Source organism: uncultured Bradyrhizobium sp., assembly GCF_964252615.1.
Taxonomy (GTDB): domain Bacteria; phylum Pseudomonadota; class Alphaproteobacteria; order Rhizobiales; family Xanthobacteraceae; genus Bradyrhizobium.
This window is the reverse complement of the sequence record NZ_CAXUNQ010000061.1, coordinates 1-25,293: the sequence shown is the minus strand read 5'-3', so window position 1 is coordinate 25,293 and position 25,293 is coordinate 1. Positions and strand designations below refer to the sequence as shown.

Annotated in this window: 24 protein-coding genes; 13 read left to right on the top strand and 11 right to left on the bottom strand. The window is 64.5% G+C overall.

The genetic code is table 11. From position 1 onward, the window contains the following. Positions 1-142: 142 nt before the first annotated feature. Positions 143-652 (top strand): OsmC family protein, encoded by a 510-nt coding sequence (locus ACFE72_RS21590; protein WP_375415167.1) that lies wholly within the window; start codon positions 143-145, stop codon positions 650-652. A gap of 106 nt (positions 653-758) precedes the next feature. Here the strand turns inward: ACFE72_RS21590 and mutS are convergent, their stop codons facing one another. Then, a complete protein-coding gene (gene mutS, locus ACFE72_RS21585) occupies positions 759-3,488 on the bottom strand; it encodes a DNA mismatch repair protein MutS (RefSeq protein ID WP_375415166.1) in 2,730 nt (909 codons plus the stop codon). Between the two features lie 230 nt (positions 3,489-3,718). On the opposite strand from mutS, the gene pcaF reads away from it, so the two are divergent. The 3 genes from pcaF (at position 3,719) to pcaG (ending at position 6,359) form a co-directional block, all read left to right on the top strand. Further along, positions 3,719-4,927, top strand: coding sequence for a 3-oxoadipyl-CoA thiolase (gene pcaF, locus ACFE72_RS21580; protein WP_375415165.1), 1,209 nt, complete (start codon positions 3,719-3,721; stop codon positions 4,925-4,927). Positions 4,928-5,055: 128 nt separating this feature from the next. Then, positions 5,056-5,757 carry a protocatechuate 3,4-dioxygenase subunit beta gene (gene pcaH, locus ACFE72_RS21575; protein WP_375415164.1) on the top strand — a complete coding sequence of 234 codons (702 nt, stop codon included), beginning with the start codon at positions 5,056-5,058 and terminating at the stop codon, positions 5,755-5,757. After that, complete coding sequence (pcaG, locus tag ACFE72_RS21570; RefSeq protein ID WP_375415163.1) at positions 5,757-6,359, top strand: protocatechuate 3,4-dioxygenase subunit alpha; 603 nt, start codon at positions 5,757-5,759, stop codon at positions 6,357-6,359. Before pcaH ends, pcaG begins: the two co-directional genes overlap by 1 nt. A gap of 285 nt (positions 6,360-6,644) precedes the next feature. Here pcaG and ACFE72_RS21565 read toward each other — a convergent pair whose 3' ends face one another. From ACFE72_RS21565 to ACFE72_RS21555, 3 genes are read right to left on the bottom strand one after another with little or no spacing between them, the layout of a single operon-like run. Continuing rightward, positions 6,645-8,204 (bottom strand): MDR family MFS transporter, encoded by a 1,560-nt coding sequence (locus ACFE72_RS21565; RefSeq protein WP_375415162.1) that lies wholly within the window; start codon positions 8,202-8,204, stop codon positions 6,645-6,647. 4 nt (positions 8,205-8,208) lie between these two features. Further along, entirely contained in the window at positions 8,209-9,366 is a 1,158-nt protein-coding gene (locus ACFE72_RS21560) for an HlyD family secretion protein (protein WP_375415161.1), read from the bottom strand. After that, a complete protein-coding gene (locus ACFE72_RS21555) occupies positions 9,359-9,841 on the bottom strand; it encodes a MarR family winged helix-turn-helix transcriptional regulator (protein ID WP_375415160.1) in 483 nt (160 codons plus the stop codon). Before ACFE72_RS21555 ends, ACFE72_RS21560 begins: the two co-directional genes overlap by 8 nt. A 169-nt stretch (positions 9,842-10,010) precedes the next feature. Here ACFE72_RS21555 and ACFE72_RS21550 point away from each other — a divergent pair, with 169 nt between their 5' ends. The 3 genes from ACFE72_RS21550 to ispG all read left to right on the top strand — a co-directional run bounded on the left by ACFE72_RS21550 (position 10,011) and on the right by ispG (position 12,883). Beyond that, positions 10,011-10,502, top strand: coding sequence for a Fur family transcriptional regulator (locus ACFE72_RS21550; RefSeq protein ID WP_375415159.1), 492 nt, complete (start codon positions 10,011-10,013; stop codon positions 10,500-10,502). Between the two features lie 98 nt (positions 10,503-10,600). Beyond that, positions 10,601-11,548: a DMT family transporter gene (locus ACFE72_RS21545; RefSeq protein WP_375415158.1), complete on the top strand. Its 948-nt coding sequence runs from the start codon at positions 10,601-10,603 to the stop codon at positions 11,546-11,548. A gap of 12 nt (positions 11,549-11,560) precedes the next feature. Next, entirely contained in the window at positions 11,561-12,883 is a 1,323-nt protein-coding gene (ispG, locus tag ACFE72_RS21540) for a flavodoxin-dependent (E)-4-hydroxy-3-methylbut-2-enyl-diphosphate synthase (protein WP_375415157.1), read from the top strand. Here ispG and ACFE72_RS21535 read toward each other — a convergent pair. From ACFE72_RS21535 to ACFE72_RS21515, 5 genes are all read right to left on the bottom strand, one after another. Beyond that, positions 12,864-13,277, bottom strand: coding sequence for a type II toxin-antitoxin system VapC family toxin (locus tag ACFE72_RS21535; protein ID WP_375415156.1), 414 nt, complete (start codon positions 13,275-13,277; stop codon positions 12,864-12,866). The two genes, ispG and ACFE72_RS21535, sit on opposite strands and share 20 nt — an antisense overlap. 3 nt (positions 13,278-13,280) lie before the next feature. Beyond that, positions 13,281-13,715 carry a hypothetical protein gene (locus tag ACFE72_RS21530; protein ID WP_375415155.1) on the bottom strand — a complete coding sequence of 145 codons (435 nt, stop codon included), beginning with the start codon at positions 13,713-13,715 and terminating at the stop codon, positions 13,281-13,283. Positions 13,716-14,093: 378 nt separating this feature from the next. Continuing rightward, entirely contained in the window at positions 14,094-15,701 is a 1,608-nt protein-coding gene (locus tag ACFE72_RS21525) for a Na+/H+ antiporter (protein WP_375415154.1), read from the bottom strand. A 260-nt stretch (positions 15,702-15,961) separates the two neighbouring features. Continuing rightward, positions 15,962-16,648 (bottom strand): DUF1345 domain-containing protein, encoded by a 687-nt coding sequence (locus tag ACFE72_RS21520; RefSeq protein ID WP_375415153.1) that lies wholly within the window; start codon positions 16,646-16,648, stop codon positions 15,962-15,964. An 8-nt stretch (positions 16,649-16,656) separates the two neighbouring features. Next, on the bottom strand, positions 16,657-17,577 hold the full coding sequence (locus tag ACFE72_RS21515) for a polyprenyl synthetase family protein (protein WP_375415152.1): 921 nt from the start codon (positions 17,575-17,577) through the stop codon (positions 16,657-16,659). 163 nt (positions 17,578-17,740) lie between these two features. Between ACFE72_RS21515 and mtgA the strand changes: the two genes are divergently transcribed. The 3 genes from mtgA to ACFE72_RS21500 all read left to right on the top strand — a co-directional run bounded on the left by mtgA (position 17,741) and on the right by ACFE72_RS21500 (position 19,404). After that, complete coding sequence (gene mtgA / locus ACFE72_RS21510) at positions 17,741-18,418, top strand: monofunctional biosynthetic peptidoglycan transglycosylase (protein ID WP_375415151.1); 678 nt, start codon at positions 17,741-17,743, stop codon at positions 18,416-18,418. Positions 18,419-18,558: 140 nt separating this feature from the next. Next, on the top strand, positions 18,559-18,744 hold the full coding sequence (gene rpmF, locus ACFE72_RS21505) for a 50S ribosomal protein L32 (protein WP_375415150.1): 186 nt from the start codon (positions 18,559-18,561) through the stop codon (positions 18,742-18,744). 30 nt (positions 18,745-18,774) lie between these two features. Then, the gene (locus ACFE72_RS21500; RefSeq protein ID WP_375415149.1) at positions 18,775-19,404 is read left to right on the top strand and encodes a hypothetical protein; all 630 of its coding nucleotides are present in this window, start codon (positions 18,775-18,777) and stop codon (positions 19,402-19,404) included. Positions 19,405-19,451: 47 nt separating this feature from the next. Here the strand turns inward: ACFE72_RS21500 and ACFE72_RS21495 are convergent, their stop codons facing one another. Then, the gene (locus ACFE72_RS21495) at positions 19,452-19,769 is read right to left on the bottom strand and encodes a hypothetical protein (RefSeq protein WP_375415148.1); all 318 of its coding nucleotides are present in this window, start codon (positions 19,767-19,769) and stop codon (positions 19,452-19,454) included. 217 nt (positions 19,770-19,986) lie between these two features. Between ACFE72_RS21495 and ACFE72_RS21490 the strand changes: the two genes are divergently transcribed. Further along, the gene (locus tag ACFE72_RS21490) at positions 19,987-21,684 is read left to right on the top strand and encodes a putative bifunctional diguanylate cyclase/phosphodiesterase (RefSeq protein ID WP_375415147.1); all 1,698 of its coding nucleotides are present in this window, start codon (positions 19,987-19,989) and stop codon (positions 21,682-21,684) included. A gap of 135 nt (positions 21,685-21,819) precedes the next feature. On the opposite strand, the gene phaR is transcribed toward ACFE72_RS21490, so the two are convergent. Next, complete coding sequence (gene phaR / locus ACFE72_RS21485) at positions 21,820-22,419, bottom strand: polyhydroxyalkanoate synthesis repressor PhaR (protein ID WP_375415146.1); 600 nt, start codon at positions 22,417-22,419, stop codon at positions 21,820-21,822. A gap of 304 nt (positions 22,420-22,723) precedes the next feature. Between phaR and ACFE72_RS21480 the strand changes: the two genes are divergently transcribed. Together ACFE72_RS21480 and phbB are read left to right on the top strand one after the other, a co-directional pair. Continuing rightward, positions 22,724-23,902 carry an acetyl-CoA C-acetyltransferase gene (locus ACFE72_RS21480; RefSeq protein ID WP_375415145.1) on the top strand — a complete coding sequence of 393 codons (1,179 nt, stop codon included), beginning with the start codon at positions 22,724-22,726 and terminating at the stop codon, positions 23,900-23,902. 157 nt (positions 23,903-24,059) lie between these two features. Then, the gene (phbB, locus tag ACFE72_RS21475) at positions 24,060-24,785 is read left to right on the top strand and encodes an acetoacetyl-CoA reductase (RefSeq protein ID WP_375415144.1); all 726 of its coding nucleotides are present in this window, start codon (positions 24,060-24,062) and stop codon (positions 24,783-24,785) included. Positions 24,786-25,293: the final 508 nt, after the last annotated feature.

The following is a 25,293-nucleotide window of genomic DNA, read 5'->3' as shown; positions in this document are numbered from 1 at the left end:
GAATCCATGCCATGCGCTACGTCCACTTAAATCGAACCGGACAGCCGTGGGCTTGTCCCGGCCATCCACGTCTTATAGATGCATCGAGCAAGACGTGGATGGCCGGGACGAGCCCGGCCATGACGAGAGAAGGATATTGGTCATGGACGCCGCAACCCTCCGCGCCACACAGGCCCCGATCAAGGACCGTTACAAGTCCGATCCGAAGGCGGCGCTGATCACGCTGAAAGCCAAAGGCTCGATCGAAAACGACGGTATCGCCTGCAAGGTCGAAACCGGACGCGCGCTGGCGGTGGCCGGGCTGCATCCCGCAACCGGCGGCTCCGGGCTTGAGCTTTGCTCCGGCGACATGCTGCTGGAAGCGCTGGTCGCCTGCGCCGGCGTGACCCTCAAATCGGTTTCGACCGCGATCGAGGTGCCGCTGAAAACCGGCATCGTCATCGCCGAAGGCGATCTCGATTTTCGCGGCACGCTCGGCGTCGATAAGGAAACGCCGGTCGGATTCGAGTCGATTCGCCTGCGCTTCGACGTCGACACCGACGCGCCGCAGGACAAGCTCGACCTCCTGCTGAAGCTGACCGAACGCTATTGCGTCGTCTATCAGACCATCAAGAACGGGCCGAAGGTTTCGGTAGAGATGAAGCGGGTGTGAAGCGAGATCTCGGCCGCCCGAGGCCGGTGCGCCTGCGTGGGCGGATTAGCGCCAGCGTCCGCCAATGTTCATTGCGGTGACTGGAGTAACGCGTCGGCTAACCCCCTCACGTCTTCGGCAATTTCGCCTTCAGCGCATATAGCGCCTCGAGCGCATCGCGCGGCGACATCTCGTCGGGATGCAGCGCCTTCAATGCCTCGACGAGGTGTTCCGCCGCGCTTGGCGGCGCAGGTTCGGCAGCGGCGCGCGAGGGCACCGCGAACAGCGGCAGATCGTCGACCAGCGCGCGCGCGGTCTGGCCGCGGTCCTGCGCTTCGAGTTTCGCCAGCACCGATTTTGCCCGTGCGATCACCGGCGCGGGTAATCCTGCCAGCTTCGCCACCTGAATGCCGTAGGAGCGGTCGGCCGAGCCCGGCAATACCTCGTGCAAGAACACCACGTCGCCTTGCCACTCCTTGACCCGCACCGTGGCGTTGAACATCCGCGGCAGTTTTGCGGAGAGGGCCGTCAGTTCATGATAGTGCGTAGCGAACAGCGTCCTGCAACGATTCGATTCATGCAGATGCTCGATCGCCGCCCATGCGATCGACAGGCCGTCGAAGGTCGCGGTGCCCCGCCCGATCTCGTCCAATATCACCAGCGACCGCTCGCTGGCCTGATTGAGAATCACGGCGGTTTCCACCATCTCCACCATGAAGGTGGAGCGCCCGCGCGCCAGATCGTCTGCGGCGCCGACCCGCGAAAACAATCGGTCGACGATGCCGAGGCGGGCGCGCGTTGCCGGCACAAAGCTTCCGATCTGCGCCAGCAGTGCGATCAGCGCGTTCTGGCGCAGGAAGGTGGATTTGCCGGCCATGTTGGGGCCGGTGATCAGCCAGATCTGGCCGGACGTCTGTCCTGGCGCGGGGGAGAGATCGCAGGCATTGGCGATGAACGGCTGGCCGTCGCGCTTGAGCGCCTGTTCGACGACCGGATGCCGTCCGCCTTCGACGGCGAAGCCCAGCGAAGCGTCGACTTCCGGCCGCACATAATTGTCATCGACCGCGAGCTTGGCCAGCGCGGTTGCGACATCAAGCAGCGCAAAGGCGTGCGCGGCGGCGCGCAGGTCGTCGGCGGCCGCCGCAACCATCGCCGTGAGCCGCTCGAAGATATCCAGTTCCAGCCCGAGCGCGCGGTCGCCGGCGTTCGCGATCTTTGCTTCGATCTCGCCAAGCTCGGCGGTGGTGAAGCGGGTCTGTCCCGCCAGCGTCTGGCGGTGGATGAACGTTGCGTTAAGCGGCGGCGCCATCAACCTGTCGCCGTGCTGCGCCGTCACCTCGACGAAATAGCCGAGCACGTTGTTGTGGCGGATCTTCAGGCCCTTGACGCCGGTCTCGTCGGCATAGCGCGCCTGCATCGCGGCGACCACGAGCCGCGAGGCGTCGCGGAGATTACGGGTCTCGTCCAGCGCGGCTTCGTAACCTTCACGCACAAATCCGCCGTCGCGCTTGATGAGCGGCAGCGGCTCGGCCAGCGCGCGCTCGAATTCGCGGGCGAGATCGCGCGAAGGGCGGCGCAGCGCGTCCATCGCCGCCAGGAGTTCCGGCGGCAGGTTCTCGATCTGCGACAGCCGCATCAATACCTGATCGGCCGCGATAATGCCGTCGCGCAAACCCGCAAGGTCGCGCGGTCCGCCGCGGCCGACCGACAGCCGCGCCAGCGCACGCGACATATCGGGGGCTGCCCGCAACGCCGTGCGCAGTTCGTCGCGCGCCGCGGCGTCCGCCACCAGCGCCGCGATGGCATCGAGCCGCCGCGCGATCGCGGCGCTGTCCGTAAGCGGCGCCGCCAGCCGTTGCGCCAACAGCCGCGATCCCGCGGCGGTGACGGTGCAGTCGATCGCATCGAGCAGGGAGCCGCGCCGTTCGCCGGACAGCGTGCGTGTCAGTTCAAGATTGGCGCGAGTCGCCGGATCGATCGCCATGGTGGTGCCGGCGGCTTCGCGCGCCGGCGGCGCCAGCGGCGGCCGCTTGCCGACCTGGGTACGGTCGATATAGGTCACGGCGGCGGCGGCGGCGGTGGCTTCGAGCCGCGACATTGCGCTCAAGCCATCCATGGTGGCGACCGCGAAATAATCGCACAGCCGCCGCTCGGCGGTCAGGCTGTCGAACACGTCGCGGGTCAGCGGCGTCACCGCCGGCAATTCGCGTAAGCGCGGCCCCAGTTCGGGATCGCCATAGAGCGCATCGGTGACGATCACCTCGTTCGGATTGATCCGCGCCAGCGTCGCGGCGAGTTCGCCGGTTGCGCATTCGGTGACCATGAATTCCGCGGTGGAAATGTCGATCCAGGCGAGGCCGAGACGGTCACCTCCCGCCGATCCGCGCGAACGCGCCAGCGCCAGCAGATAATTGTTGGTCCTGGCGTCGAGCAGCGTGTCTTCGGTCAGCGTGCCGGGGGTGATCAGCCGCACCACGTCGCGCCGCACCACGCTCTTGTTGCCGCGCGCCCGCGCTTGGGCCGGATCCTCCATCTGCTCGCACACCGCGACGCGGTGGCCGAGCGCGATCAGCCGATGCAGGTAATCGTCGGAGCGTTCCACCGGAACGCCGCACATCGGGATGTCCAGCCCCTGATGCCTGCCGCGCTTGGTCAGCACGATGCCGAGCGCGCGCGAGGCGATTTCGGCGTCATCGAAAAACATCTCGTAGAAATCGCCCATCCGGTAGAACAGCAGCAGGCCCGGGTTGGCGGCTTTGATCTCCAGATACTGTTCCATCATCGGCGTCAGGCGGCCGCCGATCTCCGCGGAGGCTGCGGGGTCGGCGGATGCGGGAATGGTCTGCTGGATGGTCATGGCGGCGGAAATTACAAAGTTTTGGCCGGCGTTCCTATCGGATTGCGGTTGCAATGCACGGTTTTCACCGCCGTTTCCCGCCATCCTGGTCGTGCCAACCCGCGGGCATAACCGCCCTTTCGCAAAAGCACGGTTCCGGCGCAGCCATCAATTGACCTGCCGCGCACCCGCTCTTAAAACTCGCCATCATTCGCTAACCAGACGAAACGCGGCATTCAGGGAGAGATTCAATGGGCGATGTGTTCGTGTGCGATGCCGTGCGGACCCCGATCGGCCGTTTCGGCGGCTCATTGGCCAAGGTGCGCGCCGACGATCTGGCCGCGGCGCCGATCAAGGCGCTGATGGCGCGCCATCCCGGGCTCGACTGGTCGCAGGTCGATGAAGTGTATTTCGGCTGCGCCAACCAGGCCGGCGAGGACAACCGCAACGTGGCGCGGATGGCGCTGCTGCTGGCCGGCCTGCCGGACCAGATCCCGGGGCTGACGCTCAACCGGCTCTGCGCCTCAGGTCTGGATGCCGTGGGTGCGGCAGGCCGCGCCATCCGCGCCGGCGAGATCGACCTTGCAATTGCCGGCGGGGTCGAATCGATGACCCGCGCGCCGTTCGTGATGGGTAAGGCGCCCGAGGCGTTTTCGCGCTCGGCGGATATTTTCGATACCACCATCGGCTGGCGCTTCATCAATCCGCTGATGAAGGCGCAGTACGGCGTCGATGCCATGCCGGAGACCGGCGAAAACGTTGCCGAGGAATTCCAGGTGTCGCGCGCCGATCAGGACGCGTTCGCGATCCGCTCGCAGCAGCGCGCAGGCGCAGCCATCGCGTCGGGCTATTTCGCCGAGGAGATCACGCCGGTAGCGGCGCCCGGCGGCAGAGCGGGACCCATTACCGTCGACAAGGATGAGCATCCGCGTCCCGAAACCACGCTCGAAGGTTTGACGAAACTGAAGCCGATCGTGCGCAATCCCGGCACGGTGACGGCGGGCAATGCCTCCGGCGTCAATGACGGCGCGGCGGCGATGATCCTCGCCTCGGAGGCCGCGGTGAGGAAACATGGCCTGACGCCGCGTGCAAAAATTCTCGGGCTGGCGTCGGCCGCGGTGCCGCCGCGCATCATGGGCATCGGCCCGGTGCCGGCGACGCGCAAGCTGATGGAGCGGCTGGGCCTGAAAATCAGCGATTTCGACCTGATCGAGCTCAACGAAGCGTTCGCCTCGCAGGGTATCGCCTGCCTGCGCCAGCTTGGCGTCAAGGAAGACGCCGATTTCGTCAATCCGCATGGCGGCGCGATCGCGCTCGGCCATCCGCTCGGCATGAGCGGCGCGCGGCTGGCGATGACCGCGGTGCACGGCATGGAAAAGCGCGGCGGCAAACGGGCGCTGGCGACCATGTGCGTCGGCGTCGGCCAGGGCGTTGCAATGGCCATCGAGAAGCTGAACTGAATGTCCGTCATTCCGGGATGCGCCCCTTGGCGCAGGCCCGGAATCCATAAACGCCGATCGTGGTTATGGATTCCGGGCTCGCTCGTTTTACTCGCGCCCCGGAATGACGGTTTTAACAAGGAATCCCGATGACCTTCGCCTATCCTGTCTCGAGTAATGCGGCGCATCCGGCGCGGCTGTCGCCCGGCTATCTCAGCACGTTGAAACGGTCGCCGCAAAAACCGCTCATCATCATGCGCCAGACGCTGTCCGAACTGACCGGTCCGGCCTACGGCCACGAGACGGTGCGCGAGAACGATCACGACCTCACCATGCAGCACGCGGGCGAGCCGATCGGCGAGCGCATCATCGTGCACGGCCATGTGCTGGACGAAGATGGCCGCGGCGTTCCCAACGCGCTGGTGGAACTGTGGCAGGCCAACGCCTGCGGCCGCTACGTGCATGTCGCGGATCAGCACCCGGCGCCGCTCGATCCGAATTTCACGGGCGCCGGCCGCGCGCAAGCCGATCAGGACGGCTATTACAAATTCATCACCGTGAAACCCGGCGCCTATCCCTGGGGCAACCATCACAATGCGTGGCGGCCCGCGCATATCCATTTCTCGGTGTTCGGCCACGCCTTCGTCTCGCGGCTGGTGACGCAGATGTATTTTCCCGGCGATCCGCTGTTCGAGTTCGACCCGATTTTCAACTCGGTGCCGGACGAAAAGGCGCGGATGCGGATGGTCTCACACTTCGATCTGGACAACACCCAGCCGGAATGGGCGCTGTGCTACCGCTTCAACATCGTGCTGCGCGGGCGCGACGCCACGCCGATGGAGACGAAATAGTGCAGGCCGCAACAAAGGGAGTCACGCCGTCGCAGACCGTCGGTCCGTTCTTCGCCTATGGCCTGACCTCGAACGGCAAATACGACTGGAACGACGCCTTTACCAATGACCTGGTTACGCCGGATGCGGCAGGCGAACGCATTCGCATCGTCGGCCGGGTATTCGACGGCGACGGCGCGCCGGTGCCGGATGCCATGCTGGAGATATGGCAGGCCGATGCGCAGGGACGTTTTGCCGATCCGCAGGACAAGCGCGCGGTTTCCAATGCCGCGTTCAGAGGTTTCGGCCGCTGCGGCACCAGTGCCGGCGGCGAATATTCATTCGATACCGTCAAGCCGGGTGCGGTGCCGGACCCCGACGGCAGACCGCAAGCGCCGCATATCCTGCTGGCGATCTTCGCCCGCGGCATGCTGCTGCAGCTCTATACGCGGATTTATTTCGACGGCGAGGCAGGCAACGCAGCCGATTCCGTGCTGGCGCTGGTGCCGGCGGATCGTCGCGCCACGCTGATCGCGGCGCGCGAGACGGGCAATGGCGGCGCCGTGTATCGCTTCGACATCCGGCTGCAGGGCGACGGCGAGACGGTGTTTTTCGACGTTTGAGAATCGTGCAGGGGCGTCGCAACTCTCTTGTATGCGCATTTGCGGGCTTGACCCTACGGGATGCACACATCCCGGCCGTCCTTGCCGGGCTTGACCCGGCAATCCATCCGCCTCGAAAACGACTCTTCCGAAGCTGGATCGATACGCGGGTCAAGCCCCGCGTATGACGAAATCTGTGAATCCAGCAGGGCTTGCCCCGGCATCCATGTCGTGCCTGCTGCTCAAAAAGCAAGCCGTGGATGCCCGGCACGAGGCCGGGCATGTCGATGCAGGCCTGGCCTGCGCCTACTCCATCACCGCGGCATGCTCCGGCGCTTGCGCCTGCCTGCGCAGCGCGGCTTTGGTCGAGCCGATCATGACGGCGAGCGGGATGGCGCACAGCGTGACGATCATTACCAGTTGATAGTCCAGCGAGAATGCGATGATCTGCGACTGCATGCCGACCATCGCATCGGCCAGGGCGCGGCCGGCGTCGGTGCTAAGGTCGATCAGGCTGCGCACGTCCGGCATCTGCAGCGCCGGGTTGAACGGATTGATGTGCTCGGACAGGACAGCGTAGGTCCGCCGCGACCCCTCGGTCAGTTGCGCGATCACCACCGAAATGCCGATCGAACTCGCGACGTTGCGCAGCAGGGTCAGCATCGAGGTGCCGTCGGTGCGCAGATGATTGGGCAGGGTCAGGAACGCCACCGTGCTCAGCGGCACGAACACCAGCCCAAGGCCGAACCCCTGGATGATGCTGAGCACCACGATCTCCGGCACGCCGGTCTGGTCGGTCCATCCGGTCATGAAGAACAGCGAGCCGGCCATCAGAAGGAGCCCGCCGATGATCAGCATGCGCGCCTCGATATGCTTCATCACCCGGCCGACCAGCATCATGGCGACGAAGGTGCCGCAGCCGCGCGTCGCGAGCAGAAGCCCTGCGGTGATGATGGGATAGCCGATGACGTTCTGCAAATAGGGCGACGACAGCGCCATGGTCGAGAACAGCACCAGCCCCATCACCGCCATGAACACGCAGCCGCCGACGAAGTTCCGGTCCTTGAAGATCGCGAACTGGATGAACGGCTTTGCGGTCGTGAAGGAATGGGCGAAGAAGTAGTAGAACCCGGCGACCGAGACGATCATCTCGGCGATGATCTCGTTGGATTCAAGCCAGCCGAGCTGTTCGCCGCGGTCCAGCGCAACCTGCATCGCGCCGATGCCGATCGCCAGCGCGATGAAGCCGAACCAGTCGAAGCGCAGCTCCAGATCCTTTCTGGTCTCGTCCATGAACACCGCCAGGCCCGCCACCGTGAAGATGCCGAACGGCAGGTTGACGAAGAACACCCAGTGCCAGGAATAGGTTTCGGTCAGCCACGCACCCAAGGACGGCCCCATGATCGGGCCCATCATCACGCCCATGCCCCAGATCGACATCGCCTTGGCGCGCTCCTGCAGCGAGTAGGAATCCAGCATCACCGCCTGCGACAGCGGCACCAGCGCCGCGCCGAACACGCCCTGCAGCAGGCGGAACAGCACCATCTGGTTGATGTCCTGCGCCAGCCCGCACAGCACCGAGGCTAACGTGAATCCGGCGGAGCAGACGATGAAGATACGTTTGCGCCCGAAACGGTTGGCGATCCAGCCCACCGGCGCGGTCATGATGGCGGCGGCGACGATGTAGGAAGTCAGCACCCAGTTGATCTGGTCCTGCGACGCCGACAGCGATCCCTGCATGTAGGGAAGTGCGACGTTGGCGATGGTGGTGTCGAGCGCCTGCATGATGGTGGCGGTCATGGCGCAGATCGTCACCATGTTCCGGCGCAGGCCGGGAACCGCAGCCGGCGGTGCAGGCGTGGTCATTCCATCAGTCCCGCTGCCTTGCCAGCGCGGGCGAGCCGAACAATCCGGCCAGCGAGCGGCGATGATTGGTATCGATCGACACGTAGGAGCTCATGCCGGCCTTGAGCCGCTGCACCATCTGGTCATTGGCGTCGAAATAGATCCGCACCGGGACGCGCTGTACCACCTTGACGAAGTTGCCGGTGGCATTCTGCGGCGGCAGGATCGCAAACTGCGCGCCGGTGCCGGGACTCAGCGAGCCGAGGGTCGCCTTGAACACGTGATCGGGAAAGGCGTCGACCTCGACCGTGACCGGCTGGCCGGGCGCCACATATGTGAAGTCGGATTCCTTCGGATTGGCGTCAACCCAGGGCTTCGAGATGTCGATGACGGAAAACACCGGGGTGCCGGCCGCGACGAAGCGGCCGAGCTGGATGGCGTCGACCTGCGTGGCGGTGCCGTTCATCGGCGCGCGAACGGTTGTATGGTCGAGATTGCGCTGCGCCTGGTCGAGCGCGGCCTTGGCCTGGGCATAGGGCGGGAACTGTTCCAGCGGCAGGTCGGCCTTGCCGAGCAGCTGGTTCTTCGCCGTCGACATCTGCTGCCGCAGGTACTCCTGTTGCGCGCTGGCGGTCACAAGGGCGTTGGCGGCGTTGTCGAGATCGAGCTGCGAGCCGACATTGTTCTTCACCAGCGAGGTCTTGCGCTCGACGTCGCGCCGTTTCAGGTCGACGCCTTGCTGCGCGAGATCGATCATCTGGCCGTAGATCTGCAGGTTGCTCTTCAAATTGTCGTAGCTGGTTCTTGCCGTTGCCAGATTGGCCTCGGCCTGCTGCACCGCCAGCCGGAACGGCACCGGATCGATCTCGAACAGTGTGTCGCCCTCGCGGACCTGCTGGCCCTCGCGCACCACCACTTTTTCGATGTTGCCGGAGATGTCCGGCGTGATCAGCACCTTCTGGGCGCCGACATAGGCGTCGTCGGTGGTCACGTAGCGGCCGCCGTTTAGATAGACCGTCAGCCCGCCGAACATCGCGACCAGCGGCAGCACGACCAGCAGCAGGAACCGGCGATACCTGCGTAATCCCGCCAACAGCGGCGCTCGGGGCTGCGTGGCGGCCGTCGCGCCGGGTTGCAGCGGCGCCTTTTGATCGGCGGGGAATTTAAGTACGGGATCAGCCATAGCGCTGTTCTTTCTTTTGCGTTTCTTCGTTCGCAGTCTGGATCGCGTTGCGGACATTTTCCTTGATGGTTTCCAGATTGCCGAGCAGGCGCTGCGCGTCGGCCGAGCCGATGCCCTGCAGCGCAGTTGCGGTGAGTTCGGAGCGCAGCCCGGCCAGCTTGCCGAGCAGCGGGCGTGCCGCCTTGCGCAAATAGAGCCGGTTCACACGACGATCGGCGTCGTCGCCGCGGCGTTCGATCCAGCCGTTCTCGCACAGCCGGTCGACCAGCCTTGTCAGAGTAATGGGCTGCATTTCCATCTGTTCCGCAAGTTCGGTTTGTTTCAGGCCTTCGGCGCGTTCGACTTTGGCCAGCACGGCCCATTGCGCGCGGGTAATGCCGTAACGCGCGGCCTGGCGGTCGGCATAGGCCCGTACCAGCCGCTGCACCTCGCCGAGCGTAAACAGCAGGTTCACATCCACGCAACCGCGGGCCATTTGTGGTGGTCTCCATAAGCTTATGATATTATAAGCTTGCTTATGAACTCTTCGAGGCGGCATTTTGACATGCTTGGACTGTGCGCCGTGCATGCCGGGGCGGTCGCCCGTTGTAGGAGCCCGCAAAAAAGCCGCGCGGAACCGCCGCAAACGCGCTACATCCAGCGGCATGACCGCGACCAGACCGACGTTCCCCACCCCGGACCATGACCACGACCGCTGCGCCGCAGACGCGATCCGCCACGCCGAACAGGTATGCGCGGGACGGGCGCAGAAATTCACGGCGATCCGCCGCAACGTCCTGCAGGTGCTGCTGTCGAGTCATCGCCCGCTCGGCGCCTATGAGGTGATCGACGCGCTGGCGAAATCGATGCCGCGGCCGGCGCCGATCACGGTGTATCGCGCGCTGGATTTCCTGATGGAGAACGGCCTCGTTCACCGCATCGAAAGCCGCAACGCGTTCCTTGCCTGCGCGCATGATCACGATGCGGCGGCAATGGTTGCTTTCCTGATCTGCGAGCGCTGCGGTTCGGTCGGCGAAATTCCGGCCGCTCCGATGGCGCAGAGCCTGAACGACGCCGCGCGCTCGACCGGCTTTATGCCGAAGCTGTCGGTGGTCGAGATCACCGGCAGCTGCGCGCATTGCCTGAGGGCCGGCTGAATTTTTCCATTGGGGCATGATCTTTTCCGGAAGGACCGGACACCACTTTTCGAATCACGCCTGCAACAGCACGGCGCCAAGCCGGCCAACGAGGATCGATGCCTTCCAATCAAACCAATGCCGCGCGTCCCCTAAGCCCCGGCGCGGTCGCGCTGATGCTGCTGTTGTGCCTGAGCTGGGGCTTCAATCAGGTCGCGGTAAAACTGACGCTTCCCGACATTCCGCCGCTGCTGCAGGCAACCATCCGCTCCGCCGGCGCGATCCTGGTGCTGCTGGTGATCGCGCGGCTGCGCGGCGTGAAAATGTTCGAACGCGACGGCACGCTGCGCGCGGGGCTATGCGCGGGCGTCATCTTCGGCTTCGAATTCGTACTGATCTATCGCGGCCTGTTCCTGACCTCGGCCACGCGCGCGGTGGTGTTTCTCTACACTGCGCCGTTCTTCGTGGCGCTCGGCTCCTATGTGTTTCTCGGCGAGCGGCTGCGCGCCTCGCAATGGGGCGGGCTGGCGCTGTGCTTTGCCGGCGTGGCGCTCGCGATCGGCGTTCCCCAGGCCGACGTCGACGCCAACGTGCTGCTGGGCGACCTGATGATCGTCGGCGGCGGCGCGCTGTGGGCGGCCACGACGCTGATCGTCAAGACCACGGCGCTGCTCGAGGCGCCCGCCGAAAAAGGCCTCGGCTATCAGGTGGCGTTGTCGATCCCGATTCTGGGCCTGGCGGCCTGGATTTCCGGCGAAACCATCGCGAAGTTTCCCGGCGTGCTGGCGCTCTCGCTGATGGTCTATCAGGCGGTCTGGGTGGTCGGATTGACGTTTTTGCTGTGGTTTTCGCTGGTCAAAACCTATTCCGCCAGCAAATTGTCGGCTTTTACCTTTATCACCCCTTTGTTTGGCGTGATCGCTAGCTATTTCATCATGCACGACACCTTGACGCCGGTATTCGGCGCCGCGGCGCTGCTGGTGATCGCCGGGCTGTATCTGGTTAACCGGCCGAGCCCGGCCGCTCCGGTCACCATTGATCCATTGCTGAATGTCACAAAAACCTGATATTCGAGGCCCATGAACAAGCTCGAAAAACCGCTTCAAACCGACGTCGCAGGCCCCCGGGCCCGGCACAGAACCACGCAGGTCATGGTCGGCGACGTCGCCGTCGGCGGCGGCGCACCGATCGTGGTGCAGTCGATGACCAATACCGACACCGCCGACATCGCCGGCACGGTGGAACAGATCGCGGCGCTGGCGCGGGCGGGCTCCGAGCTGGTGCGCATCACGGTGGACCGCGACGAGGCCGCGGCCGCGGTGCCGCACATCCGCGACGCCCTGCGCAAGCGCGGCATTACCACGCCGCTGATCGGCGATTTCCATTACATCGGCCACAAGCTTCTGGCCGAGCATCCGGCCTGCGCGGAAGCGCTGGACAAGTACCGCATCAATCCCGGCAATGTCGGCTTCAAGAACAAGCGCGACACCCAGTTCACCGACATCGTCGAAATCGCATTAAAGAACAACAAGACGGTGCGGATCGGCGCCAATTGGGGTTCGCTGGATCAGGAATTGCTGACCAGGCTGATGGACGAAAATGCGCTGCTCCCCGAGCCGAAGGATGTCCGCGCGGTCACGCGCGAGGCGATGGTGCAGTCGGCCCTGCTGTCGGCGGCGCGCGCCGAGGAGATCGGCCTGCCGAAGAACCGCATGATCCTGTCGGCGAAAGTCTCCGCGGTGCAGGACCTGATCGCGGTCTACAGGGAACTCGCGGCGCGTTCGGATTATGCGATCCATCTCGGTCTCACCGAGGCCGGCATGGGCTCGAAGGGCATCGTCGCCTCGGCCGCCGCGCTCGGTATTCTGCTGCAGGACGGCATCGGCGACACCATCCGGATTTCGCTCACCCCCGAGCCCGGCGGCGACCGCACGCTGGAAGTGCAGGTCGCGCAGGAATTGCTGCAGACCATGGGCTTCCGCACCTTCGTGCCGCTGGTGGCGGCGTGCCCGGGCTGCGGCCGCACCACCTCGACCACGTTCCAGGAACTGGCGCGCTCGATCCAGGATTTCATCCGCGACGAGATGCCGGCCTGGAAGACGCGCTATCCCGGCGTCGAATCGCTCAACGTCGCGATCATGGGCTGCATCGTCAACGGCCCCGGCGAATCCAAGCATGCCGACATCGGCATCTCGCTGCCCGGTACCGGCGAAACCCCGGCAGCCCCGGTGTTCGTCGACGGCAAGAAGTTCAGGACCTTACGCGGGCCGAATATCGCCACCGAGTTCAAGGCGATGGTGATCGACTATATCGATCAGCGCTATGGCGCGGGCGACAAGGTGCCGGCAGATGCCGTGACGGCGGCGCAACAGACGGACCCGGTCAGCACGCCAGCGTGCTGACCTGACCACTCTTCCCGTAAGCCAGGATCGCGTGGTCGCGCGTAACCAGCGTTGCGCCGAGATCGCGCGCGGTCGCCAGCAGAATGCGGTCGGCGGGATCGCGCGGCGGGTTGCCCGGCAGGAACGAGGCCGCGACCAGGATGTCGGGCGACATTTCGGCGAGCTGCATCCCGGGTGTCGCGAGCACGCGCGCGAACCAGCGCTGCGGCGTGGCGCTGAGACCAATACGATTGCGCGAGACGAGCAGGCCGATTTCCCACGCGGTGATCGACGACACCAGCAGAGGCGTGTCGTCGCGATATGCCGCTTCAATGGCGGCTGCGGCCTTCGGCGCGAGCGGTTTGTCCTCGAATAGCCAAATCACCGCGTGCGTATCGAGGAGGAGCGGCGGCATCGGTCACCGTACGTCCGGTCCATACTTCCTATCCACCAGGTCGGCCCACGCTGGATCGGCCGGTTCGGTCAGATCGACTCCGGGCGGTATGTGGACCATCCCCTTGAGCGCGCCGCGGGCCGGGTGGCGGCCTTCCCTGGCGGCGTAGGGCTTCAAGGCCGCCTCGGCGAAGCCGGCGCTGGCGTCACTGGCCTTGACGGCGCGGCGAAACACCAGCCTGCGCGCGTCCATGTCCACCTGCGCGCTCTCGAAGCCGGCATCGAGCCAGACCTTGGTCATGACGTTGTTGGACGGGTTGTTGCTCCACCAGGCGCGCTGATGCTGCGCTTTCGGCGGCAATTTCACCCCGGTGATCTTCTCGATGTCGCGGAATGTCAGCGGCACTTCCCGGGTGCGCTGCCGTCGCAGGAACGCGCCAAGATTTTCATATTTTCCCATCGCGTCGGGCTCCACCTACACACAGTGTACAACACTGTGTGTATGAATTCCATAGCAGGCGTGGCGATGGTTCAGCATTGACCCAGGTCCGCGCGCTGGCCGCGACCGGGAGCGCCCTTCCGTATCGCGTCATGCGCGGGTCAAGCCCGCGTATGACGGGATGTGTGAATGCAGTAGGGACGAGCCCGGCCATGACGTAGAAAGCGCTGCCCGGCACAAGGCCGGGCATGACGGGATGTGTGCACCCGGTAGGGTCAAGCCCGGACATGACGAGTCTCGTGTCCGGGGTGCGATGCGGCATTCCGAGGCGATACGCGGCATCGCGACGATGCCGCTTTGCAAACGTCGCTCCGATCCGCGTCAGAGACGCGTACCGCCTCACAGCGGCATTTTCCGATATTCCCGGTTGGCAAGGCTCGCCTCCTCCAAATCCAAATCACGTTCGATCCGCCGCCGTGTCTCGTCGGTGATCTTGCCGTCGCGCAACAGCCTGTGGATGAACTTGCGCTCCGAGCCGATCAGTTCCCTCGTCAGGGAGGTGCCCGTCGCCGATACGTCGTGGCCATCCGGATCGAACGTATCCGGCAACTGATTGGCGCGGGTCTCGTGCCGTGCCCGCAGCAATTTCACCACCTCGTCGGACAGTTCGCGGTCGTCGGTCATGGCGTCGAGCGATTGCAGCGCCGCAGCAAGCGCCTCGCGCCGCGCCGATATCTCCTGTTCGTGCTCGGCGACGTGTTCGTCGCGGCCGGTCTCCGCAACCCCGAGCCATCGCACCACCAGCGGCAGGCTCGATCCAAGCCCGACCAGGGTGATGAAAATCACGCCGAAACTGACGAACAGGATCAGATCGCGGTAGGGAAATCCCTCGCCGCCGGGAAGCGTGAACGGCAGCGCCAGCGCCGCCGCCAGCGATACCGCACCGCGCACGCCGGTAAAGGCGATCACGAACACGTTGCGCCACGAAGGATACGGATCGCGCGCGCGCAGGCGCTTGTTCAGGAATCGCGGCAGATAGGTCGCGGGATAGACCCAGGCGAAGCGCGCAACGATGATGATGGCCGCGACGACGACGGTGGCGAACAGGATATCGTCGAGCGGAAACGCTTTCGATTTCTCGTATAACAACCGGATCTGGAATCCCGTCAGCAGGAACAGCAGCCCTTCGATCAGGTAGATCACCAGGTCCCAGAAGAAGATCCCCTGCAGCCGGGTTGCAGAAGAGATCAGCAGCGGTCCGTTCCAGCTGATGTAGAGGCCGCAGGCGACGGTGGCGATCACGCCGGAGCCGCCGAAATGCTCGGGAATCCAGTAGGCGACATAGGGCGTGATCAGCGACAGCGTGATCTCCACCTGCGGGTCGCGGGCCCGGTGACGCATGCGCAGGCTTACCCAGCCGATCGCCGCCCCGAACAGAATTTCGCAGATCACAATCGCGAAAAACGTGCCGGTTGCTCGCGGCAGCGAAAACACGCCGGTGCTGATGGCGGCCACCGCGAAGCGGTACAGGATCAGCGCGGTGGCGTCGTTCGCCAGACCCTCGCCTTCGAGCACCACCAGGATTCGGCGCGGCAGCCCGAGCTTGCGCGCGATCGCGAGCGGCGCCACGACGTCGGGGGGTGCGACGATGGCGCCGAGCAGGAAGCCGACACTCCACGGCAATCCGATCAGCACATGGGTTGCCGCGGCGACGGCGCAGGCGGTGAAGATCACGCAGCCGACCGACAGCAGCGTGATCAGCCGCAGGTTCGAGCGAAACTCGCGCCAGCTCATTGCGACGCTGGCCGAATAGATCAGCGGCGGCAGCACCACCAGCAACACCAGTTCGGGCGGCAGTTCCAGCGACGGCATGCCGGGCACGAAGGCCAGCGCGATGCCGCTCAGCAGCAGCAGGATTGCCGGCGCAACGTTGATCCGCCGCGCCAGCAGCGCGACCCCCGCGAGCACGGCGAGCAGGATCAGGAAAATCTGGAATTTGGCTTCCACGCTTTCAAATTCGCTCGGAAGCGCCGTCAGGTCAATGCGTTAGGCCGGCGCTTGCCTGCGCGGCAGGCGGCCTCGGCCGGTCCGCTGAACAGACATGAAATGGCCGGCTCGCCTGTGATCACGCTCACAATGGGCGCCATGACTTCGGCTATGCCGGCGTCCGTGCCCGCGTGGGGCTCCTGAAGCGTCCGAATCGACGCCCGCTATCGATGTCGCAATTCGCCAGCGCAGGCCATGCGCGCTTTGTCGCAGGATTCGCCTCAAACCGCACTCGCGGCGATATTGACCATCAGCGCCACCAGCGCGGTGTTGAAGACGAACGAGATGATACCATGCACGGTCGCGGTGCGGCGGATGATCTTGCTGGTGACGCCCACGTCGGACACCTGCGCGGTCATTCCGATCACGAACGAAAAATATACAAAATCCCAGTAATCGGGCTTTTCATCCTCATGGCCGGATGGAAAATCCAGGCCACCGGGCCTGTCGCCGCGATAATATTCGTGGGCGTAGTGCAGCGCAAAGGTAGTATGCACCGCTGCCCATGACAGCGCGATGGTTGCGGTCGCCAGCGCCAGTTCAGGCGAACTGCGATGCTGGTCGTCGAGGCCGAAGATGATCGCGACTATGCTGGCGAAGGCGCCGAGCGCCGTCACCAGCAGGATCAGGAAGCGGCCGTCGTCCTGCAGAATGGCATTGTGGCGGATGTGCGCGAGCCCGCTGCGCATGACCAGCGCGTAGACGAGCACCAGATACAGGGCGACGAAAATGTCCCAGCCGATCAGGAGCCGCGTCACCAGCCGCAATGATCCCGGCAGCAAGAAGAACGCCGTAATGCCGAGCGCGATGGAAACGAAGGTGCGGCGCCGCGCATAGACGAGCCGGGCCGGCCTCGACATTTTCCTGAAGCGGGCAAGGAAGGGATCCTCGGCGTCCTTGCTGGCCATGTGGGCTTTCAGTTCTTGCGTTCGGCGACGAACCGCGCGGCGGCGCGCAGGACGTCGCCCCCGGCGCCGAACATCGAGAGCGCGGAATCCGCTTTTGCCAGCAGATCGCGGACGCGCTGTCTGGCGCCGTCCACGCCAAGCTGGGTCACGAAGGTGGTTTTGCCGAGCGCCGCATCGGCGCCGGCGGGCTTGCCGAGCGCTGCTGCGTCGCCCTCGACGTCGAGCAGGTCGTCGGCGATCTGGAAGGCCTCGCCGAGCGCGCGGCCGTAATCGTCAAGCGCCTGATATTGCTGCCGGGTGGAGCGGCCGAGTATGGCGCCCGCGATGCAGCCGAAGCGCAACAGCGCGCCGGTCTTCATCTGCTGCAGGCGCGCGACATCGACCGGTTCGCGGTCGCCGAAGCGGCCTTCGCCGGCAAGATCAAGCATCTGTCCGCCGACCATGCCGCCGACGCCTGACGCACGCGCCAGTGCCCGTGCCAGCAACAGCCGGACGTCGGCATCGTCGTGAATCTCGTCGCGGGTGATGATGTCGAAGGCAAGCGTCAACAGGCCGTCGCCGGCCAGGATCGCGGTGGCGTCATCGGTTTTCTTGTGCAGCGTCGGGCGGCCGCGCCTGAGATCGCTGTTGTCCATCGCCGGCAGATCGTCATGGATCAGCGAATAGCAGTGAATGCATTCCAGCGCGGCCCCGGCCAGCAGCGCTGCTTCGCGGGGCACGCCGAACAGCGCCGAGCTCTCGACCACCAGAAACGGCCGCAATCGTTTGCCGCCGCCGAGCGACGAATAACGCATCGCGTCCATCAACCGTTTCGGACGGGCGATTTCGTCCGCCAGCAGCGCATCGGATAAAAGCCGGTCGAGCAGGGCTTCGGTTTCCTCCGCGGTCCGGTCCAGTCGGCAGGCGAAGTCGGCGGATGCGGTCGTCATCAAAAGCAGCTCCGGATCAAAGTCGGCGGGACAATCGTTCATGGCACCGGCTTCGTCAATTCCGGCCGCGTTCGGGGGCACGGCCGCTGCTGCCTTGAAAAGCACAACGATATCCCGGACACATCGGGCCATAGCGTATCGCTCCGGAACTGGAATCCCGCCCTTGCGCATCGTCCGCAACCTGTTCGTGGCCGTGCTGCTGGTTGTGCTGCTGCCGTACCTCGTGGCGCCGCTGTATCGCGCCGGCCACCCGGTTTCGACGCTGATGGCGTGGCGCTGGCTCACGGGCGCGCCGGTGTCGCGGCAGTGGATTGATCTGGCCGCGATGTCTCCAGCGCTGCCGCGTTCGGTAGTGGCCTCGGAAGATGCAAAATTCTGCAGTCACCACGGCATCGATTGGAATGCGCTGCGCGACGTGCTCGACGACGCGGAGGACGGCGAGGTGACGCGCGGCGGCTCCACCATCACCCAGCAGGTCGCGAAAAACCTGTTCCTGTGGCAGGGCCGAAGCCTGCTCCGCAAGGCGCTGGAGTTTCCGCTGGCGCTATGGATCGATCTGGTACTGCCGAAGCAGCGGATCCTGGAAATTTACCTGAATATCGCCGAACTGGGACCGTCGGGGCAATTCGGCGTGCAGGCCGGCTCGACCTACGCCTTCGGCCGCCCGGCCTCCGGCCTCGCGCCGCGCGAAGCGGCGCTGCTGGCGGCTATCCTGCCCAATCCTGTGGCCCGCAGCGCGCGCAACCCCGGGCCCGGCGTGCGCCGTCTGGCAGGAACCTACATGGTGCGCGCCCAGGCCGCCGAACTGAAGCGTTGCTGGGTCGAAAATCGCGCTTTTTGAACTGATTTCGCTTATTTTGAACCTAGCTTTGGGGCATCCCATCCTCTATAAGCGCGGCCTTATCGGCATATCCGCCCGCGCGACCGCCGGGCCGTCCGCTTCGGACGATGCCGCCGACGCACCTGCAAGGACCTTTCGACATGGCCGTTCCGAGAAGAAAAACATCGCCGTCGCGGCGAGGCATGCGCCGCTCGGCGGATGCCATAAAGAAGCCGACCTACGCCGAGGACAAGGATTCCGGCGAGCTGCGCCGTCCGCATCACCTCGATCTGAAAACCGGCATGTACAAGGGCCGGCAGGTTCTGAAGGCCAGCAAAGAATCCTGACGCCGGCTCGAGCCGCGAAAGACCTTGCCGATGTCGATGATCGGTTTCCCGCTGCTTCTGATCCCGCTCGCGATCTGCAACATCATCCTGTTCCTGATGCCCGGCGTCTCGTTCGTGACGCCGCTGGTGACGCTGGCATTGATGTCCGGCGTTGCGTGGCCGGTGACGCTGAGCGACGTGCTGATCGCGCTTGGCATCCTGCTGTTGCTGTTCGAGGTCATCAAGGGCGCGCGGCCTGGCTCGAAGTATTTCATGGACCACCTGCTGTCGCTGGTGGTGTTCGCAGGCGCCGCCGCGGAATTCGTGATGCTGCCGCAGTTCGGGACCTCGACTTATTTTTTGCTGACGATGCTGGCGTTGGTGGATTTCCTGTCGGGCATCGCGCTGCGGACGCGGCGCAACGCCCGTCTCGCCGCAGTCGACGCGCCGGTTTCCAGAAGCGGGCAGCAACGCGATATCGAAGCGCCGCAGCCTCGGTTCGATCCAGACCCTGCGCCGCAGGTGCCGCCAACCACCGTCGCGGAAGCGGTGCTGCCCGACCGCTCTGAACCGGCAACTCCGCACCCCGTCGATATCGTCAGGACGTCGTCGGACACCCGGTCGCCGGGATTACAGCCCAACGACGGCGCGCATCCCGCCTCGGACGCGCCGCTGCGGTGACGTCCGGCGCCGTTTCGGTATTCGCCGGGACGGCTCGCGAGGATATATCAGACCACTTGCCGCATTCGGGTGCCCGGCAGGGCCATGGTCCGGTTTTGACCGGCGACGGACCGGTAGGCCGCCTGCACATCCGCAGGCGCGGCCCGTCGCAATACGCGCGTCTGCGGGCTCTGTTGCGACATCGCGATCAGATGAGTTACGAAGGACGGATCAGGCCGTGTCAGGCCGTGGGCGACCGCTGCGAGCCGGCGTGGGCCGGCAACAATCGGGACTAAGGCGACACTTGCAGCCCTGGTCGGGGCATCGCCGACGCTCGGCGCATGATATGGCCCGCCGCGGCCGCTCCGGTTGAGGTCGATCAGCATCGAAAATCCAGATCCCTGTCTCGTTTCGGGACATCGCGCCCCTCGGTAATCACATCATGGCAAGCCCCATGCCGCGTCCGGCGCGGCCGGCTCGATCGGGTTTCAAGAGCCCTGAACCGGACTTTTGAATTGCTTAGGGAGTTTTGCCTAGGGTCGGCGGTCCAATACGGATTATCATCCGGTCGAGAATCACCCGGCGTCCCGAAACGAGGCGACTTTGACATCCGTCCCTCCGCAAGCCTCCAGCATTCTCGCCTGTCTCGGCCAGGCCGCTTTTGTCTGGGACATCGCGAGTGACGCGATTCGCTGGACCGACCACCTGGCCTCGATTTTTCCGGACATCCCGTCGGCGTCGCTGGCCACGGGAAGTGAATTCTCGAAAATGATCGAACCGAGGCGCTCGATCCGGACCGACGCGCTGACCGGCTCGTCGGCCGCGGATCGCGGCGCCGGGGTAGCTTACCGGATCGAATATGGCGTGCGCGCCATTACGTCCGCCGCGGTGCTGTGGATCGAGGAATCCGGCTGCTGGTTCGCCGGCGCCGATGGCAGGCCGGCGCAGGTCCAGGGCATCGTGCGCATCGACAACGAGCGCCACGCCCGCGAAGAGCAGCTCGTGAAGCTGTCGCGGCACGATCCGCTGACGGGCGAACTCAACCGCACCCATCTGGTCGCTTCATTGGCCGAAGCGATCGAAGAAGCCATGCGATTTCGTTCGTCCTTTGCCTTTATGCTGATCGGTATCGATCATCTGGCGCGAATCAACGACGCGTTCGGCTTCGATGTCGCCGATCAGGTGATATCCGTCGTGGCAAAACGCATTCGCGTGCGCCTGCGCGGCGGCGACGTGCTCGGACGTTTCTCGGGCAATAAATTCGGCCTGGTGCTGAAGAACTGCACGGTCGATGACATGAATGTCGCCGCCGAGCGGTTCCTGGCAGGCATTCGCGATGACATTGTACCGACCAAGTCCGGCCCGGTGTCGGTTACGGCCTCGATAGGCGCGGTCAGCGTGCCGCGTTACGCGCGTAGCGCCGAGGAGGCGGTCAATCGCGCGCAGGAAACACTGGATACGGCAAAACGCCGCCGCGCGGGCTCGTTCCTGGCATGGCGGCCGAATGTCGAGCGCGACGCCCAGCGCCGCGTCAATATTCGCGTCACCGACGAGATCGTCACCGCGCTCAACGAGCGCCGCATCGTGATGGCGTTCGAGCCGGTGGTCGACGCGCGCACGCGCGACCCCGCATTCCATGAATGCCTGGTCCGCATGCAGCAGGATGACGGACAGTTTCTGCTGGCGCCGGATATCGTGCCGGTGGCGGAGAAGCTCGGCCTGATCCGCCTCGTCGATCATCGCGTGCTTGAACTCGTGGTCAGCGAACTGGCGGCCGCGCCCGCCGTGCAGCTCAGCCTCAACATTTCGCCGGCTACCACGATGGATCCGGACTGGTGGGCTTCCATCGAATCGCTGATGCGCGCGCATCCCGGCGTCGCCGAGCGGCTGATCGTCGAAATCACCGAAACCGTTGCGATCCAGGATATCGACGACGTCCGCGGCTTCGTCACGCGGTTGAAGAATTTCGGCAGCCGGATCGCGATCGACGATTTCGGCGCCGGTTACACGTCGTTCCGGAATTTACGCAGGCTCGGCGTCGATATCGTGAAAATCGATGGCGCGTTCGTGCAGAATATCGCGCAGTCGGCCGACGATCGCTCCTTCGTGCAGACGCTGATCGATCTGGCCCGCCGGCTTGGGATCAAGACCGTCGCCGAGTGGGTGCAGGACGAGGAGGCGGCCGCGATGCTGCGTGACTGGGGCTGCGATTACATCCAGGGGCGGCTGATCGGTCTCGCGTCATCGCATCGGCCGTGGCATCTGCAGGATGCGGCTGCGGTGCTTCCGGCGGCGGGCTGAATACTCATGTCGTCCCGGCGAAGACGGGGACCCATACGCCCAGGGTTTTCAACTGGAATGAGATGTTGAAACGCACGTCATGGAACCGCGTGCATGGTGTCATGGGTCTCCGTCTTCGCGGAGACGCGACAAAGACTACTCGCTCTTCGGTTCTTTCGACATCCGCTCGAGGCGGTCCTGCATCTCTTTCATCTGGCGGCGCAGATCGTCGATGTTGCCGGCGTCGGCGGCCTGTTCGATGGCGACCTTGTCCGCTTCGGCGGCGGAGTTTCCGCCGCGCGGCGGCACGAACGGCTTGAACATCGAAAACGTCTGCTGAAACAATTCCATGTTGCGGCGAACATGCTCTTCCAGCGGCGCGAACGGCGTCATGCTGAACGTGTTCGTCATCTGCTTGCGGAACTTTTCCTGCTCGCGGGTCAGCATGTCGATCGACTGCTCGAGATATTTCGGCACCACCATCTGCATGCTGTCGCCATAAAACCGGATCAACTGGCGCAGGAAGGTGGTCGGCAACAGATTTTGTCCGGCCTTGTTTTCCTGTTCGAAGATGATCTGGGCCAGCACCGAACGGGTGATGTCGTCGCCGGTCTTGGCGTCATAGACCAGGAAATCCTCGCCCGACTTGACCATCGCCGCCAGGTCTTCGAGTGTGACGTAGGTGCTGGTACCGGTATTATAGAGCCGCCGGTTCGCATATTTCTTGATTGTCGTAGGTGTTTCTGATTTCGCCATGGGCTCACACAACTGTACCGGGGACAAGGAACCCGAAGGCATCGCCGAAGGGTTTCGAACAGCGCATCGCAGCAAAGTAAGCATTTTCAACGGGGTTCGGCTACCGTTTTGTGTGCCACGGTTAATTGCAGAGCCTCAGTATCGCTCCGGAATCTGCCAAAACGGCAACGAGGTGCGCGACGGGGTGCTTTCGCCTCTTGGTAGATTGACACGCCCTGCCTAGGTTAACAGGATAGGATAAGACAGGTCCCACCCCAGCGGACGCCGTCCAAACAGCGCCCAAGAACTAAAACAGGAGATGTCCATGTCAGACGATGTCGTAATCGTCAGCGCCGCCCGCACCCCGGTCGGAAGTTTCAACGGCGCGTTCGCCACCATGCCGGCCCATGATCTCGGCGCGATCGCCATCAAGGCTGCGCTGGAGCGCGGCGGCATCGAGCCCGCGCGGGTTTCCGAGGTCATCATGGGCCAGATCCTGACCGCGGCCCAGGGCCAGAACCCGGCCCGCCAGGCCTCGATCGCCGCCGGCATTCCGGTCGAAAGCCCGGCCTGGGGCGTCAACCAGTTATGCGGATCCGGCCTGCGCACGGTCGCGCTGGGCTATCAGGCGCTGCTCAACGGCGATTCCGAAATCGTGGTCGCCGGCGGCCAGGAATCCATGAGCATGGCTCCGCATGCGCAGTACCTGCGCGGCGGCGTCAAAATGGGTCCGGTTGAATTTGTCGACACCATGATCAAGGATGGATTGTGGGACGCCTTTAACGGCTACCACATGGGCAACACCGCCGAGAACGTCGCCAAGCAGTATCAGATCACCCGTTCGCAGCAGGACGAGTTCGCGGTTGCGTCGCAGAACAAGGCGGAAGCCGCGCAGAAGGCCGGCAAGTTCAAGGACGAGATCGTTCCGGTCACCATCAAGTCCCGCAAGGGCGACATCATCGTCAGCGACGATGAATACCCGCGCCACGGCGCCACCATCGAGGCGATGGGCAAGCTCAGGCCGGCGTTCGATAAGGACGGCACCGTCACGGCCGGCTCGGCTTCGGGCATCAACGATGGCGCCGCCGCCGTGGTGCTGATGACGGCAAAGCAGGCCGCCAAGGAAGGCAAGACCGTGCTGGCCCGCATCGTGTCGTGGGGCCAGGCCGGCGTCGACCCGAAGATCATGGGCACCGGGCCGATCCCGGCATCGCGCGCCGCGCTCAAGAAGGCCGGCTGGAGCATCGGTGATCTCGAACTGATCGAGGCCAACGAGGCCTTCGCGGCGCAGGCCTGCGCGGTCAACAAGGACCTCGGCTGGGATACCTCCAAGGTCAACGTCAATGGCGGCGCGATCGCGATCGGCCATCCGGTCGGCGCCTCCGGCGCCCGCGTGCTGGTGACCCTGCTGCATGAGATGCAGAAGCGCGATGCCAAGAAAGGCCTCGCCACGCTGTGCATCGGCGGCGGCATGGGCATCGCCATGTGCCTTGCGCGGGACTGAGCGCCGATCGTTCAAGAGCAAGACTGGCACTGCCGGGCTTGACCCGGCAGTGCATCCACGCAATTGAATCGTCCGCTTATGATGGATGCGCGGGTCAAGCCCGCGCATGACGCGTCATAGATATCAGCGCATAAAAAAATCCCAGGAGGAATTCCATATGGCACGTGTTGCATTGGTGACGGGGGGGACGCGAGGCATCGGCGCTGCGATCAGCAAGGCGCTGAAGGCGGCCGGCTACAAGGTCGCGGCGAGTTATGCCGGCAACGACGCGGCGGCGGAAAAATTCAAGTCGGAAACCGGGATTCCGGTTTATAAATGGGACGTCAGTTCATTCGACGCCTGCGCCGCGGGCGTCAAGAAGGTCGAGGCGGATCTCGGTCCGGTCGACGTTCTGATCAACAACGCCGGCATCACCAAGGACGGGGCGTTCCATAAGATGACGCTCGATCAGTGGAATGCCGTGATCAACACCAATCTCGGCTCGCTGTTCAACATGACGCGTCAGGTGATCGAGGGTATGCGCGCGCGAAAGTTCGGCCGCGTCATCAACATCTCTTCGATCAACGGCCAGAAAGGACAGTTCGGCCAGGTCAACTATTCGGCGGCCAAGGCCGGCGACATCGGCTTCACCAAGGCCCTGGCGCTGGAGAATGCCAAGGGCGGCATCACCGTGAATGCGATCTGCCCCGGTTACATCAATACCGAGATGGTCCAGGCGGTGCCGAAGGACGTGCTGGAAAAAAGCATCCTGCCGCTGATTCCGGTCAATCGCCTCGGCGAGCCTGAAGAGATCGCGCGCGCCGTGGTGTTCCTCGCCGCCGACGAGGCCGGCGCCATCACCGGCTCGACGATGTCGATCAATGGCGGGCAGTATATGGTGTGATGCGCGACGTCATCCTCAGCATGAGTATAAAAGATCGTCATGCCCGGGCTTGACCGGGCAATCCACGTCTTTGCTCCACATCAGGAAGAAAGACGTGGATGCCCGGCACAAGGCCGGGCATGACGGCGTGTTGGCGTCGCAGCGCAGTGTAGCGCCGCATCACGCCAGGACACGAGAGGCCGTCATTGCCGGGCTTGACCCGGCGTGTGTTGCGGCGTGTTGCGCGCTCCACGGGACGCGTTCCCCGGACGCAGCGCAGCGCGCAGCCCTTGCGGAGCGGTGCGCTGCAGAGCCGGGGTCCCGGTTCTGCGAAGCGGCATGAAGAATGCCGCATCGCGCCCGGGACACGGGTTGATCGTCATGGCCGGACTCGACCCGGCAATCCATTTGCTTCGCCAAAGCTTTTTGCGAACAGCGATGGATACGCGGGTCAAGCCCGCGGTTGACGCAGCATGTGTTGCGGCGTGTTGCGCGCTCCACGGGACGCGTTCCCCGGACGCAGCGCAGC